The following is a 15,498-nucleotide window of genomic DNA, read 5'->3' on the forward strand; positions in this document are numbered from 1 at the left end:
GCAATGGTAGTTATGACGCTACTACTATTCAAATTGCTTCAAACGGTCAAATTTTAGGTAGAGTTCTGAATGTGACACCATCAGACTTGTGGGGTCGTTTTATTACACTGTCATAGATCGAGTATTTCTTAGGATTAGTCTCGAATGGTAAGGTGCGCTGCACCCTACCATTCTAGCTATTTACACGCTAACAGGTGACTGTTTGCGGCTGAATGTTGCTAAGATGCGATCGCACATTTGCGACGGATTTAATCCCAAACTGGCAAATGATTGTTCAGGCGTTGCATGATCTACCAATGTATCGGGTACACCCAACCGCATCACTGGCACCAGGACATTATTGTCGAGCAAAGATTCGGCTACTGCTGAACCGAATCCGCCCATCAAACAGCCTTCTTCCATTGTGACAACTTTGCCGATTCGCTGTGCTAAAGGCAAAATTAGTTCGGTGTCCAAAGGCTTGACAAAACGCGCATTGATGACAGTTGCTTCAATACCGTGCTCGCTCAGAATCTGGGCGGTTTGCATTGCCGGATAAACCATTGAACCGTAACCCAAAATCAGCACATCGTCGCCGTTGCGGAGAATTTCGGCTTTGCCGATCGGCAATTCTTCCCAACCTTCTTCCATCAGAGGTACGCCGTAACCGTTTCCGCGCGGGTAACGCATCGTGATCGGGCCGCTTGTGTGGTTGATTCCCGTGACTATCATCCGCTGTAATTCAGCCTCATCTTTTGGTGCCATAACTACCATATTTGGCAGGCACCGCAAGAAGGCAATGTCGTACATCCCTTGGTGAGTTGGGCCGTCAGCACCAACAATGCCGGCTCGATCCAAACAGAAGAAAACTGGCAAATTTTGGATGCAAACATCGTGAATTATTTGGTCATAGCCTCGCTGCACAAATGTCGAATAAATTGCCACAACCGGACGCATTCCTTCGCAGGCTAAACCAGCGGATAAAGTCACGGCGTGCTGTTCGGCAATGCCTACATCAATGTACTGTTTAGGCAGTTTTTCTTGAAGTTTATCCAAACCTGTTCCGGTTGCCATAGCAGCGGTAATGCCGACAATTTTGGGATTATCTTCTGCTAGCTTAACCAGGGCGTGGGCAAAGACTTTCGAGTAAGCTGGAGGCTTCGGTTTGGTGGAGGGAATGCCTTTGCCTGTGGCTAAGTTAAAGGGATTTTGGGCGTGATATCCTACTTGGTCTTTTTCGGCGATCGCATATCCTTTGCCTTTCACCGTCACCACGTGAACCAACACTGGCCCTTGAATGGTATGAGCTTGTTTGAAAGTGGTAATTAACTCTTCCAAATTGTGTCCATCTACCGGGCCCATGTAAGTAAAGCCTAATTCTTCAATTACTGCTCCAACTTTCGAGACGGCCAAGCGTTTCATCCCTTCTTTGAGGCGTTCCATTTCAGGAGTAAAAGTTTCGCCGACAAAGGGAATGTGTTTAAATTGTTCCTCTAAGTTATCTTTGAGAAACTGCACCGGTGGCGACAATCGCATCTTGTTCAAATAGCGGGTAATTGCGCCGACGTTGGGCGAGATTGACATCTCGTTGTCGTTGAGCACAACTAACAAATTGGTTTTCGGCATATGGCCCGCGTGGTTAATCGCTTCGAGTGCCATGCCGCCAGTCAATGCGCCGTCACCGATGACTGCTACAGTTTTAAAGTTTTCTCCCTTAAGGTCGCGCGCCATTGCCATTCCTAGTGCTGCGGAAATGCTTGTGGAAGCGTGGCCTGCGCCGAAGTGGTCGAATTTGCTCTCGCAGCGCTTGAGATAGCCTGCAACGCCGTCTTTTTGGCGTAGGGTGTGGAATTGGTTGTAGCGGCCGGTTATCAATTTGTGAGGATAAGCTTGGTGGCCGACATCCCAGGTAACTTTGTCGCGATCGAGGTCGAGTGTTTGGTAGAGTGCTAAGGTCAGTTCGACTACACCCAATCCTGGGCCGAGGTGGCCGCCGCTAGCGGCTACAGTTTCTAAATGCTTTTCTCGAATTTGTCGGGCAATTTGTTCGAGTTGATGAATCGAGAGGCCGTGTAATTGGTTTGGATGAGTCAGTTCGCTGAGATGCATATTTTAAAATCTTGCTCCTGTGAATCAGGACGAATCCTTAACAGATATAGGTTGAGCCTGCGACGTTGGGTACGGGCAAACGTTAGAATAGTTTAACGGTTATTTGAGAAAAACTGTTAGGCGTAAGATTTTTGTTATTTTTGACCTGGTAATTATAGTTAATAAATTGTGCGCCGTCAATATAAAAAAAGCTTATGTTGTTAGTTGCTAATCGCTAATTGTTAGTTGAACTGGAATTCTTAGGAATTTTAAACTGCTTTTTGTAGCGATGGCTGACTTTTTAGGCATCTTGTTTCTGCAAGCGGACTATGATACAAAATCATTAACTGTGATGGAGCATCTCATATTTGTAAAAACACTTCTTCTGGCTCCTTCCTTCTGCCTCAAATTAATTCAATAGACCTCTTGCAAAAATAATTAGGACGCGCTCTCCGGCCCATCCCACAAGAAAAAATAACTCTTGTGGGATGGGCCGGAGAGCCCGTCCCATCAATTGAGGGAAAGGATTTTTAAAAGAGGTCTAATCTCCCTTACTCCGCTGATGGCAAAGGAGTTTCCGCTTCTTGGGGCGGCGGAATTTCCGCAGGAGTCGATTCCGGCGACGGCGAGACACTCTCGGCATCGGGGGGCGGAATTTCCGCAGGAGTCGATTCGGGCGACGGCGAGGGACTCTCGGCCCCGGGCGAGGGAGTCTCCGAAGGAATCGGGGCGGGAGTTTCCGGCGGTGGCGGAACTTGTGCGGGTTCTGGCTGGGGGCTTTGGAGGCTTTGCACCCACAAACCTAAACCGCCGCCGGCCAATATCAGCCCCAACACGGCCAGTAGGGGCAGCGGCAGCTTGGATCGCCGTTTTTGAACTGGTTCCGGGGCGGGGGAAGTTTCGGGGTACAACAATTGTTTGGACGATTCTGACAGCGGAGATTCTGGAATCCTCCCGGACTTCTGGAGAGACGCCGCGAGGGAAGGCGGCAGCGACACCGAGGCTGACACCGGCGCTGATGCCGGCGCTGACGCCACAGCCGGATCAAACAGTACCAATCTCTCCGGCGACATCCGACAGTGAGTCGCCACCACGGAGGTGTTGTCATAACCGTTTTTCTCGTTGGCGAGACGAATCCAAGACTGAACCGCGGCTTCCAAAGACATTTTGCCCTCAAGCACCTCTGGGCCGTAATTCTCCCAAGATTTCTCTACCCAGTCGTTGTCGCTCAAACCATCGGAACACAGCAGCAGTAAGCCTTCCTCTTCGATAATAAATCGCTGAATCGTCGGGCGCAGGAAATCGGCGTCCCGCGTTCCCAAAGCTTGAGTCAGGGCCCCTGCATCCGATCGCAGTTGAGTCTCCCAATATAAACAATGTCCTAGCTGGACTTCTCTTGAGGCTACGTCGTCGTCCACAGTTAGCCGGTGGCAGTAATTTTTGCCAATCCAATAAGCGCGGCTGTCTCCAACATTGACTAAATAAAGTTCGTGACTGTTATTGGAGGGCAAATCCTCGGAAATTTTCACTTTTTGAGGCAACTGGAGGGCCATCACCAAAGTCGTCCCCATCCGCTGCCGCAACTCTTTTCCCTGCTCATTATTTTGAGCAGAAATCACATTATTCACAACTCTGACTATTTCTTCGAGTTGCTTGATAACCATTGTGGGCGTCATCAACTCTTCTTGTTGAGCAATTTCTGCGAGCAAATTTTGGATTAAAGCTTTCAGGGACTGCACGGCTAATTGACTGGCAACTTCTCCTCCTTCGTGGCCTCCAACCCCGTCGCAAACCATTGTCAAGTAAGGAATTAGTTTCTCGCCCACTGAAGTTTTGCTAAATTGAAAATCAGCAGCAACCGGATAGCAACTGTCTTCATTTTGGGAGCGCTGCGGCCCGGTATCAGTCATGCCGACTACTTCTAAGTGCAGAGGTAATTGAGTGGCTTGTTCTAATAGTAAATCGTTTAGTTCCAGGGCGATCGCGTCGAAATTCATGCTGCTGCGGCGCATAAACTGACAAATCTCTCCGAGTTTCGACTGCACCTCGGGTTGCGCTGATTCCACCAAACCTGACCACACATCTCCCAAATCCCGCAGCGTCGGTACAAAATTGCCCCGGTGCAGTTCCAGCAGGCGTACCCGCCAACCTTCCACCCGCAAATTTTCCGGTACCAGCAAACTCGAAGCGACTCCCTGTTCCGATAGCGGCGTCCACAGTTGCAGCATTTGCCACAGCCAGTAAACTTGGCGCGCGGCGGTTGTCCCAGACCAAGCTTGTAAAATAGAAGGATACAGGCTGCCGAAATTATTGATTGGCACATTTTCCAACAACAGCACCTCTGCCGCTTCCGGTGCTTCCCCCAAGGCACAATAACCGTATACTTCCGGCGTATGCAGCCGTTGGGGATACAAATGCAGGTAAGGCATAATCGTATCCGGCAGTTGTTCCGGGACGCTCGGAGGCAAAGCTGGACGGCTGTCGAGCCAGATTTGGGGTGCAATGACAAAGTATCGATCGGCTATTACCTTCCCCGTCGGCACTTCCTCGGCTGCTTGTCCCACCACCCACACATAGCGATAAATTAAATCCGTTTCGCACGCTGCACAGTGCTGGCGGCCAAAGGTATTGCGGGGATCTGGACAGCTAAGATTCGGGCAATAAATGGGTTCGGAGAAACTGCTGATCATATCGAAATAGTTTGTGTAAAAACATTCTGAAGATATAGGATTCGCAAGCCCAAATTCATGAGCTTGAGAATAAACTGATTTTAGCCCCTATCAATTTCTTAACTGCCTTTGGGCCCGTAGAAATTGTAGTTTCTGCCAGTCTGCACCGGCTAAAATTGTAATCTAAGTTACTAAACTCTGACTTGGAGTACGATGGAAGCCTCAACCTGGTACCGCTGCGCGAAAAATCGCTCTGAGGGGTTGCAAGTGGCAAACCCTTGCAGAGTCAGTTGTTTGCATTTCTTAAATCTTAAATTTCCAATCTAAGATCTAAATAGTATCACCTATTCTTTTTATGATCTTGACTCCGACGCTCCTTTGGCTGCTAGCTGGGTCTTTGCTCTGTTTGGCAGAGCTATTTCTCCCGACTGCTTTTGTCGCTTTTATGATGGGACTGAGCGCCTTCGCCGTAGCTGGATGCTCTCTAGTTCTACCTTACGTTAATTTACAAATTTTCCTGTGGATGGTGTTTTCGACAGTTTTTGTGCTGCTATCTCGGCGGTTGATACCAAAAGGCACGGCAAGGGCGATCGCAGATTCTCAGGAAGCAAAAACTTTAACAGAAATTCCCCCCGGAGAAGCGGGCCGAGTCATTTATGAGGGGAATTCTTGGCAAGCTCGCTGCGAAGACACGAAGGCCACTATCCCCCCCAACCAAAACGTAATTGTCGTGGGACGGAAAGGCACTACTCTGATAGTTTTGCCAGAAAATCTCTTGCATTCTTAAACAAAATGTGGAATTGGGAATTGGAAATTGGTAGTTGGGCATTGGGCATTGGGCATTGGGCATTGGCAATAACCAATAACCAATAACCAATAACCAACAGTTAACAATCAATAATTATTAGGAGTCTGTTGTGGAACAATTTTTTTTACTTGTATTTTTAGCACTCGGCGGCTCAGCCCTCGCAGGTTCCGTCAAGATTATCAATCAGGGAAATGAAGCGCTGGTGGAAACTTTAGGTAAATACAGTGGCAGGAGACTGGAACCCGGTTTGAATTTTGTCAAGCCGTTTCTCGATCGCGTCGTGTACGAGCAAACCATTCGGGAAAAAGTCTTAGATATTCCTCCGCAAGCTTGTATCACCCGCGACAACGTTTCCATCACCGTTGATGCTGTGGTTTACTGGCGCATTGTAGACTTGGAAAAAGCCTGTTACAAAGTAGAAAATCTCCAGTCAGCAATGGTAAATATGGTGCTGACTCAAATTCGCGCTGAAATGGGTCAACTGGATCTCGAACAAACCTTTACTGCTCGTTCTCAAATTAATGAAATATTGCTCAGAGATTTAGATCTTGTTACTGATCCTTGGGGAGTGAAAGTGACGCGGGTAGAATTGCGCGATATTGTTCCTTCTAAAACTGTACAGGAATCGATGGAATTGCAGATGGCAGCCGATCGACGGAAGCGGGCGGCAATTCTGACATCCGAGGGCGAACGCGAGTCAGCAGTTAACAGCGCCAAAGGTAAAGCTGAAGCGCAAGTTTTGGATGCAGAAGCGCGCCAAAAAGCGACTATTTTGGAAGCGGAAGCTCAACAAAAGGCGATCGTCCTGAAAGCTCAAGCAGAACGCCAAAGCCAGGTTTTGAAAGCTCAAGCTACTTCTGAGGCCTTGCAAATAATCGCCAAAACTCTGCAAAATGACCCCACTGCCCGGGAAGCTTTACAATTTTTGTTAGCTCAAAACTATCTGGATATGGGTCTAAAAATTGGCACCAGCGACAGCACCAAGGTGATGTTTATGGACCCGCGCAGCATTCCCGCTACGCTCGAAGGAATGCGATCGATAGTTGGGGAAGGTAATGATAATGAGGTGAAAAAGTAGTCTTAGCTAGAATGGGCAATTGAAAGAGACTGGTAACTCTGTATGAGGGATGAAACTCCTCATACAGAGTTAGCATAAATAGCCAAAATAATTGTGCCATCACGCACCACATTATTAAATAATCGGCGTTGCTGAATTAAGATAGAATTGATGCTGAGAGCAATTCACAAAAAACAATTTAACACAAGTCATATCTATGAAATGTCCTGAATGTAAGTCAACTCATATCAATAAAAATGGGCGTAAAAAAGGTAAGCAGAACTACCTGTGTGTTACCTGTGGTAGACAATTTATAGACTGCTATCAACCGCACAGAGGTTATGCCCAAGAAGTGAAAGATGAATGCCTAAAAATGTATGTTAATGGCATGGGTTTTAGGGAGATTGAAAGAGTCAAAGGGGTACATCATACAACAATTATGAATTGGGTTAAACAACTAGGATAACTCACAGCCCATAAAATCCTTATTAAGAATGATGCAAAATCTCAGGTTTCACCCTTTTTAAATTGGCTAACTCTATCTTGAAATCGCCTGATATCTATGTAAACATCGATATTCAGGCAACTTCTCTTTGCCGTCAACCTAATAACTCGAAACAGTTAAAACGATCGCCTCCCTATCTCCCAACACCAAACCATACTCCAAACCCTCAACAACCGCTTGATAAGAAGCATCCAAAATATTACCAGAAACCCCAACAGTCGTCCAGCGGTCTTGACCGTTGCTAAACTCAACCAACACGCGAGTTTTAGCAGAAGTTCCCGCACATCCGTCCAGAATCCGCACCTTATAATCTGTTAAGTTAAAATCAGTAATTGCCGGATAAAAATTCCGCAAAGCCTTCCGCAAAGCCGCATCAAGTGCCGAAACAGGCCCGTTTCCTTCCGCGCATTCCAGAATATCTTGACCGTTAACAGTCACCTTCACCGTTGCTAAAGAATTAACTGTTTCCTCCCTACCTTTATCGCAGTGAACTTGAAAACCTTTGATTTCAAATAAATGCTTGCGCTTTCCCAAAGCCTCTCGCATTAACAATTCAAAAGAAGCTTCTGCACCCTCAAATTGATATCCCTGACTTTCCAAATCTTTCAATTTTTCCAAAATTTGGCGGCAAGCAGGATTTTTGCGATCGAGCTCCATGCCAAAAGTGCGCGCCTTCGCTAAGACATTGCTCAAACCCGCTTGATCCGAAATCACAATTCGCCGCCTGTTGCCAATTTTTTCCGGTTCCAAATGTTCGTAAGTTAACGGATTTTTCTCAACAGCCGATACGTGGATTCCGCCTTTGTGAGCAAAAGCCGAAAGGCCGACAAAAGGAGCATGATCATCGGGAGCAAGATTGACAATTTCACTAATCGAGCGACTTACTTGAGTTAATCTAACTAATTGCTCGTCTTCAATGCAATTCTGACCCAACTTTAGCTGAAAATTAGGAATTAAGGAACATAAATCGGCATTTCCGCAGCGTTCGCCGTAACCGTTAATAGTTCCCTGTACCATCCTCACTCCTTCCCGCACAGCAGCCAAAGCATTAGCAACCGCAACTCCCGAGTCGTTGTGAGTGTGAATTCCTAATTGTAAAGATTTTTCGCGATTAGTTCCTAAAGCTTCTAAAACATCGCGAACAACCTGACTGACTTCATGAGGTAAAGTACCGCCGTTAGTATCGCAAAGCACTAGCCATTCTGCACCGGCATCGGCGGCTACTTCTAAAGTTTTAATAGCATAATCTCGATTGTGTTTGTAGCCGTCAAACCAGTGTTCGGCATCGTAAATGACGCGCCTTCCCTGACTCCGCAAATATTCAATTGTATCTCGAATCATCGCCAGATTTTCTTCTAGCGTTGTCTTCAAACTTTCAATAACGTGCAAATCCCACGACTTGCCAAACAGCGTCACCCAGCGAGTACCGGCGGACAAAATAGCCTGCAACATTTCATCATTAGCTGCCGTAGTTCCCGGCCGCCTAGTCGAACAAAAAGCTACAACTTCTGCTTGAGTTAGCGGCTGTTCTTTGAGACGCCAAAAAAATTGTACGTCTTTAGGATTAGCCCCCGGCCAGCCGCCTTCAATAAAGGGAATTCCTAAACTGTCTAACTGTCGAGCAATTCGCAGTTTGTCTTCGAGAGATAAGGATAGTCCCTCGCACTGAGCACCGTCTCGCAGCGTGGTATCGTAGATCCAGAGCCGATTTGTCATGGGAAATTGCGATCAAGAAATTGGTAATATATCAGTTACCATATTAGATGAATTTATTGGAATTTAATGCGATAATATATAGGAAAATTAACATAAATCTAACTGGGGTAAATTGCTGTGGTCAAGGTACAAGCGCAAGGAAAAACATTTGAGTGCGATCGCGGAGCGAATCTCCGTGAAGTATTGCTCAAAAACGGCATCGATCTCTACAACGGCAACGCCAAAGTCATCAACTGCCACGGCCTCGGCACTTGCGGCACCTGCGCCGTCACCGTCGAGGGCGAAGTTTCCGAGCCCCAGTGGCGCGAAAAAGCCCGACTTTCGGTTCCTCCCCATTCTCCCGCCTCCAATCGCCGTTTGTCCTGCCAAACCAAGGTTTTAGGCGATATTAAGGTGACAAAATATGACGGTTTCTGGGGTCAAGGTTCTGAAACTGTCTGGAAACCCCAAGCATAGATTTTTTGTTAAGGAAGGCAGAGAGGACGATCGCCTTGCCAGATAATCTGTAAGACTTGTGCAAGAATTCTAACTGTAAGGTGCACACGGGGCACCTTACCATAAAGAAACCTGAGAGGTCAAAAAAGCCAGAAAGTCCATATAAAAGTTAATGAATTCATCTAAAGATATTCTGATTATTGGCGGCGGAATAATTGGTCTTTCGCTAGCAGTAGAACTGAAATTGCGAGGCGCATCTGTCGCGGTTATCACCGCCGATTCTAAACAACCGACGGCCCGGGCTGCTGCTGGAATGCTGGCCCCGCAAGCCGAACGAATTCCCCCCAGTCCGATGCTGGATTTGTGCTTGCAAAGCCGCGCACTGTATCCTGCCTGGGTGGAACGGCTAGAAGATATTACCGGATTGAAAACGGGATATTGGCGATCGGGAATTCTCGCACCAGTTTGTCAAAATGAGCCTCAAGAAAAGCCGTTTTCGTCAAACCTTAATTATCAATGGTTGGACAGAGATACTGTTCGACAGCACCAGTTTGGATTAGGTCAAGAAGTAATTGGCGGTTGGTGGTATCCTGACGACGCTCAAGTTGACAACCGCGCTTTATTTCGGACACTTCAGACCGTAACTAAAGAATTGCAGATTGAGATTATTCAAGGCAATGCAGGAGAAATTATTCGGCAAGGAAACCGAGTTGTTGGCATTGAAACAACAGCAGGAAAATTGCAAGCAGACCGTTATGTTTTGGCTGCAGGTGCTTGGTCGGAGCAGTTATTGAATGTTCCTGTTTTTCCAAGAAAGGGACAAATGCTGTCAGTATGTGTACCAGAAGATTGTGGAGTTATCCAGCCCCTGCAAACCGTTCTATTCGGGACTGGCATTTATATTGTGCCGCGTCAAGATGGCAGAATTATTATTGGCGCAACTAGCGAAAATGTGGATTTCACGCCGGGAAATACGCCTGCAGGAATGCAAAGCTTGCTAGCAGGAGCCATTAAGTTATATCCCGAATTACAAAATTATCCGATTCTGGAGTTTTGGTGGGGATTTCGGCCGGCTACTCCTGATGAATTGCCGATTTTAGGTGCTAGTGCTTGGGAGAATTTGACATGGGCTACGGGGCATTACCGCAACGGCATTTTGTTGGCTCCGGTGACGGCTAAATTATTGGCTGATTTGATGTGGGAGCAAAAGTTAGATCCGTTATTGGCTGCTTTTCATTATTCGAGGTTTGAAGCTTCAGCACGTACTTGAACCTCTATACGTAGGGTGCAGCGTACCTTACTGCTATAATAGGCGCATCCAACCATTTTTTGGTAAATATTGAATTAGTTGGCATCCTGCTTTTTGGGTTGGTTTAATTCCCTGCATTTAGCGGCAGCCAAATCGTAAGCATTTTGGTAATCGCTACCGCCTAACATCAAATCGCCGTAATATTCATAAGGTTGATTACCGTAAATTGGCAGCGGGTCGTCTTCAGGATAATCTTCTTTTGATTCTTCTAGGATTGCTTTGAGTTTCTTGACACTGAAGCGCTGGACTGGGAAGTAATGAATGTCTTGAGCGATGAAACCGAGATGGGGAAATGTTGGGTCAACAATTCGCTCGTCGAGTTCAATCCAGCTATACTCGATGGGTTTATATGGCACTCCCGGCACGGCTAAAAAGCCTTGAACATAAATCGCGCCCTCGGTGGCTAACGCTGCTTTACAGGCGTTGTCAAAGCAGTTTTTACGGTTGCTTTTGATGCGAGCGGCCATTTCAATAGAAAGCGTCTCATCTAATAGTTCGGTCATAACCCATTTCTAGTCGCGTGTGCGATTAGATTGTAGCAAATCCGAGCTATCTCCGAGCACAAAAAACGCAGGCAATTGCGATCGCCCCTCAAATTCTCTTCTCAAGGAGTTTAGCCAAAATCCTCTGCTGTTTCGGATGTTGTGTCAGCTTTGGTTTCCGGGGCGGGCTGTTTGTCGATCGCCCCTATAGCCAGCCAATAAAAAGTTTTCGCGAGTAGCCCAACTTTTGAACCTGCGATCGAGTTGGGGTAGAACCCGGTACGGTAAAGTGTGCCACCGACTATGCAAGCCAAAATAGTGGCATACATCACCGAATGGCGATCGTGCAACCAACAATCATATTAATGCCTTCCGGTGCAGCAATTTGTTCGGCGGCTGACAGGCTTCACAGTTTTTTCGGCCAACAAAGTTGAGTTATGACGATTCTCGCTGAGACATGGGAATATCCTCGGATTGGTAACAACCGGGAAATAAAGAAAGCCCTGAAAGCATTTTTTACTGGGAAATTAGAGACAGATGCTTTATTGCAGACTGTTCCCGCGCTGAAAAATATGGTAAAGTCTGCTACAGTGCGACAGCAAGAAACCAATGCGAGTTGAAGATAACAAGCGGCAAGGTAGCTTTGGGTATTGACAGAATCTGTTCATTCACCAAAATATGCTAACCATTGAATACACTGCTTGAAATTGATTTTTCATGCCTGGTTGATGCCTGGTGATTTCTCATGTAAATCTGCCTATCAATACACCTGTGAATTTGCAGGTTGATACGGTTCCGCATCACTTACCATTCCTAACTGAATTGTCGAGCAAAGATGCTCATCTGCAATGACGGTTAATAGAACCATCCCTATCTCATATTTGCTTAATATCATGGCAACCTAAAATCACACCAAATAACTTATTATTCTCCTAACAGGTAAGGATAAAATAGAAATCAATTTGCTGCAACTATTAGAAATTACTCCAGCAATTTGTTATGATTAAATACGTCAACGCTGGGATGAGCTTCAGCTTGGCGAAACCATCCAAACGAGGAGCTAATGAACTAAATATTATCAGCAATTTTGTAAAGTATGGGTCAAATTTTAACCGCAATTAACCCAATTACCTGCAATAAAACAATGCCAAAAATACCCATCCTATCCTGATGGTAAGCGAAGCACTTATCCACACACCATAGACATACTGAATGAAAAACGCGATCAAAAAGTCGGATTTTGTGCTAGCTCCTTATATGAAGAGCAACAATTTGAAAGCTACTTGCCAAATACTCAATACAGTGGTTCCTTATACATTCTTATGGTTTTTAGCCTTTAAAGCTGCTGCCATTTCTGTATTCCTGCTGCCGCCGATAATGGTGTTGATGACACTTTTTTCAGGACGTTGTTTTTCTTTGATGCACGATTGCGGACACTATTCTCTTTTTAGTTCCAAAAAAGTCAATCGCATTATGGGTTTTCTGCTAGGTATCATCAATGCGATTCCTCAATACCCCTGGTCGAGGGGACACGCTTATCACCACAAACATAATGGTAATTGGGATATGTACCGAGGCCCTTCGGCGTTGATATCCACCGAAAAATTTGCGGCGCTAAGTCCATTTAGTCAAAAAATATATCAGTTACTCAGACACCCATTGATGCTGTTTCCCGGTGGTTTTTTCTATCTAATTATTAAGCCAAGACTCGCGCTAATTTTGGGAATTACTGGTTTTATCCGACATATTTTTGCTTGTCTCAATCAAGATTTTGGCATGGGTTTATCTGCAATTATTGCTTCTTATAAATCCAAACATTGGTATACGACGGCTGAGTTTTGGGATTTACTGTTCAACAATATTTGTGTTATTGGTAGCTGGATTTATCTGAGCAACTTACTGGGGTTTGGCTTTTTCTGGAGTGTTTACTCAATTGTCATGACCTGTTCAGCAGCGATATTTATCTGTATTTTCTTTGTTCAGCATAATTTTGATGGTTCCTACGCTCATAAAGCTGAGGGTTGGGACTATCTTCTTGGCGCAATTGAAGGCAGTAGTTACCTAAAATTACCAAATCTTCTCAATTGGTTTTCTGCTGATATTGCTTACCACAATATTCATCATCTCTCTGAGCGAATACCTAACTATAATCTTCAGGCCTGTCACAATGCTAATATTCACCTGCTGGCTAATTCAAAAGCCCTGACAATTCGCGATATTCCTGACTGCTTCAAATTCATTCTTTGGGATGCTGCTTCAGATAGTCTGCAATCGATTAAATTATTGCAACAACAACAAGAAATCCCATTGAGTAATGTAGTTAATTAAACTCGGTGGCAATAAATTTGGTTGCTTTTTTAGCACCAAATCCTATGATTAGGAAGGCAGTTAGTGGAATAATTTTCAACCCTAACTTTCCTGGTTAAGTAGGTGGTTACAAATAAACATTAGATGGATAGGGCTGGTTTAACCGTGAGCTATACTAGCAGCCAGTTTATTCTGACAAAACCCTCCCTCCTCGTGACCAGTTTATTTGCACCAGCCTACTTATCTAGGGTCTAAGTATAGATGACTCAAAGTATCTGTCACTTTTCAATGCAGCAATTCCTCTAATTTTTGCTGGTTCCACAAATACTGATAAAGCCCTGGTTGGCCTACCAATTCAAGGTGAGTGCCACTCTGAACTATTTCTCCTCTCTCCATCACAAAAATGCGATCGGCACTAGCCGCCGCTGACATTTGATGCGAGATAAAAATTACCGTTTTGCGATCGGTTCCCGTTGCCAAGTTTCGCAAAATGTCGGTAGCAGTTTGATTGTCAACGCTAGAAAGAGCGTCATCCAAAATTAACACCGGGGCGTCAACTAACAAAGCGCGAGCAAGTGCAGTCCGCTGCCGCTGTCCGCCGGATAAAGTAATGCCGCGCTCGCCGACAACTGTTTTGTACTGCTGCGGAAAGTTGAGGATTTCGGCGTGAATTTGCGCTTGTTTTGCCGCAGCTTCAATCTGCGGCTGTTCCGCTAAAGGGTTTCCGTAGCGGATGTTATTCTTGATGGTAGTGCCGAACAGAAAACTTTCTTGCGGAACGTAGGCGATCGCCCCGCGCAATTCGGTCAATTTTACCTTGGTAATATCCTGTCCGTCTACAAATAACTCGCCCGGATCGATATCTAGCAAGCGTGGCAGTGCATTAGCTAAAGTTGATTTTCCCGACCCGATCGCCCCAACAACTGCGACAGTTTCTCCCGGTTTTATGGTAAAATCAACATTTTTAAGCGCGGGTGTCTTAGCGCCCGGATAAGTATAATTTAGATGGCGAGCCGCAATTTCGCCTTTGACTGGAGTTGCAAGTTCAACTGCATCGGGAGCATCCTTAATTTGCGGTTCCACAGTCAGAATTGATTCGATGCGATCGACACTCACTTCTCCCCGCTGGTAAGCAGTAATGGTGAAACCCAACAGCGCCGTCGGAAACACCAAACGCTCGACATAAATCAGCAACGCCACAAAATCGCCAATACTAATTTGACCATTAGCAATTGCCCCGCCACCAGCAGAAAGCAGCACCAACAAACTGATACTTGCCAAACCGCCCAGCAGCGGAAAAATAAAGTTTCTAGTTTTTGCTAATTCCAAATTTGCTGATAGCAACTGTGCGTTGGAATTGCGAAAAGCTCGGCGTTCGTTCTCTTCTTGAGCGTAGATTTTAATTACGGAAATCCCGCTCATATCCTCCTGAATCAAATCGCTCATCGCCGACAATTCCTCTTGCACGGCTAACTGTTGGATGCGAAGTTTGTCGCTAAATAACTGCACCAAAACTAACATTAAAGGGTAAACGGCGATCGCAAACAGTGTCAGCTTTACATTAATCCCCAGCATCACCGGTAAAGTCAAAGCATAGGCAAATGCCGTATTCGCCAAACTCAGCACCGCAAACCCCACCAAGCGCCGAATATTGTCCAAATCGGAAGTAGCGCGGTTAATTAAATCCCCTACCGTATTAGCGGCAAAATAAGACGGTTCTAATGTTAATAAATGGTTAAAAATTTGCTGTTTGAGGTCAAATTCTACTTGACGCCCCACGCCAAACAGCAGAATCCGCGACACCATCCGAATTACCCACATAATTGAGGCGAGAATCAGAATTAGTGCCACGAAGTTGAAAACTTCGTCAAATTTTGTCGCCACTTGGAGAGTGTCAACTGAATTCCGAATCAGCAGGGGAATGTAAACGCCCACAGCATTGACAATTAACAGCGAAAAAATGCCCCAGAATGTCGGTTTCCAGTGCGGGCGCATATAAGAGCCGAGTTTTTGCAGTCGAGAATAACGAGCCATTTGTTAGTGCGTAATTTGAGATTGATTGAGGAAAGGAAGAAGGAAGAAGGAAGAAGGAAGAAGGAAGAAGGAAGAAGGAAGAAGGAAGAAGGAAGAAGGAAGAAGGAAG

Annotated in this window: 12 protein-coding genes and 1 pseudogene; 7 read left to right on the forward strand and 6 right to left on the reverse strand. The window is 45.7% G+C overall.

The genetic code is table 11. From position 1 onward, the window contains the following. Positions 1-180: 180 nt before the first annotated feature. Both dxs and QUA36_RS25195 read right to left on the reverse strand, forming a co-directional pair. Positions 181-2,088: a 1-deoxy-D-xylulose-5-phosphate synthase gene (gene dxs, locus QUA36_RS25190; RefSeq protein ID WP_333459481.1), complete on the reverse strand. Its 1,908-nt coding sequence runs from the start codon at positions 2,086-2,088 to the stop codon at positions 181-183. Positions 2,089-2,618: 530 nt separating this feature from the next. After that, positions 2,619-4,757: a protein phosphatase 2C domain-containing protein gene (locus tag QUA36_RS25195; RefSeq protein ID WP_333459482.1), complete on the reverse strand. Its 2,139-nt coding sequence runs from the start codon at positions 4,755-4,757 to the stop codon at positions 2,619-2,621. Between the two features lie 334 nt (positions 4,758-5,091). Between QUA36_RS25195 and QUA36_RS25200 the strand changes: the two genes are divergently transcribed. The 3 genes and pseudogenes from QUA36_RS25200 to QUA36_RS25210 form a co-directional block, all read left to right on the forward strand. After that, complete coding sequence (locus QUA36_RS25200) at positions 5,092-5,523, forward strand: NfeD family protein (RefSeq protein ID WP_333162318.1); 432 nt, start codon at positions 5,092-5,094, stop codon at positions 5,521-5,523. A 130-nt stretch (positions 5,524-5,653) separates the two neighbouring features. Then, positions 5,654-6,622 carry an SPFH domain-containing protein gene (locus tag QUA36_RS25205; protein ID WP_333162316.1) on the forward strand — a complete coding sequence of 323 codons (969 nt, stop codon included), beginning with the start codon at positions 5,654-5,656 and terminating at the stop codon, positions 6,620-6,622. A gap of 196 nt (positions 6,623-6,818) precedes the next feature. Further along, positions 6,819-7,064: pseudogene (locus QUA36_RS25210) on the forward strand (IS1/IS1595 family N-terminal zinc-binding domain-containing protein); the annotation flags it as partial. Between the two features lie 141 nt (positions 7,065-7,205). Here QUA36_RS25210 and cimA read toward each other — a convergent pair. After that, positions 7,206-8,822 (reverse strand): citramalate synthase, encoded by a 1,617-nt coding sequence (cimA, locus tag QUA36_RS25215; RefSeq protein ID WP_333369988.1) that lies wholly within the window; start codon positions 8,820-8,822, stop codon positions 7,206-7,208. 117 nt (positions 8,823-8,939) lie between these two features. Here cimA and QUA36_RS25220 point away from each other — a divergent pair, with 117 nt between their 5' ends. After that, complete coding sequence (locus QUA36_RS25220; protein ID WP_333107358.1) at positions 8,940-9,278, forward strand: 2Fe-2S iron-sulfur cluster-binding protein; 339 nt, start codon at positions 8,940-8,942, stop codon at positions 9,276-9,278. 151 nt (positions 9,279-9,429) lie between these two features. Continuing rightward, complete coding sequence (gene thiO / locus QUA36_RS25225) at positions 9,430-10,527, forward strand: glycine oxidase ThiO (protein ID WP_333459483.1); 1,098 nt, start codon at positions 9,430-9,432, stop codon at positions 10,525-10,527. 74 nt (positions 10,528-10,601) lie between these two features. On the opposite strand, the gene QUA36_RS25230 is transcribed toward thiO, so the two are convergent. Together QUA36_RS25230 and QUA36_RS25235 are read right to left on the reverse strand one after the other, a co-directional pair. Further along, on the reverse strand, positions 10,602-11,069 hold the full coding sequence (locus QUA36_RS25230) for a hypothetical protein (protein ID WP_190734193.1): 468 nt from the start codon (positions 11,067-11,069) through the stop codon (positions 10,602-10,604). A gap of 110 nt (positions 11,070-11,179) precedes the next feature. Then, positions 11,180-11,398 carry a hypothetical protein gene (locus QUA36_RS25235; protein ID WP_333459484.1) on the reverse strand — a complete coding sequence of 73 codons (219 nt, stop codon included), beginning with the start codon at positions 11,396-11,398 and terminating at the stop codon, positions 11,180-11,182. Positions 11,399-11,485: 87 nt separating this feature from the next. On the opposite strand from QUA36_RS25235, the gene QUA36_RS25240 reads away from it, so the two are divergent. Together QUA36_RS25240 and QUA36_RS25245 are read left to right on the forward strand one after the other, a co-directional pair. Beyond that, positions 11,486-11,668 (forward strand): hypothetical protein, encoded by a 183-nt coding sequence (locus QUA36_RS25240; protein WP_190663429.1) that lies wholly within the window; start codon positions 11,486-11,488, stop codon positions 11,666-11,668. Positions 11,669-12,260: 592 nt separating this feature from the next. Continuing rightward, a complete protein-coding gene (locus QUA36_RS25245; RefSeq protein WP_333459485.1) occupies positions 12,261-13,376 on the forward strand; it encodes a fatty acid desaturase in 1,116 nt (371 codons plus the stop codon). Positions 13,377-13,640: 264 nt separating this feature from the next. Here the strand turns inward: QUA36_RS25245 and QUA36_RS25250 are convergent, their stop codons facing one another. Beyond that, the gene (locus tag QUA36_RS25250) at positions 13,641-15,389 is read right to left on the reverse strand and encodes an ABC transporter ATP-binding protein (protein WP_333162303.1); all 1,749 of its coding nucleotides are present in this window, start codon (positions 15,387-15,389) and stop codon (positions 13,641-13,643) included. Positions 15,390-15,498 lie beyond the last annotated feature (109 nt).

It is taken from the genome of Microcoleus sp. Pol10D4 (assembly GCF_036701555.1).
Lineage (GTDB): Bacteria > Cyanobacteriota > Cyanobacteriia > Cyanobacteriales > Microcoleaceae > Microcoleus.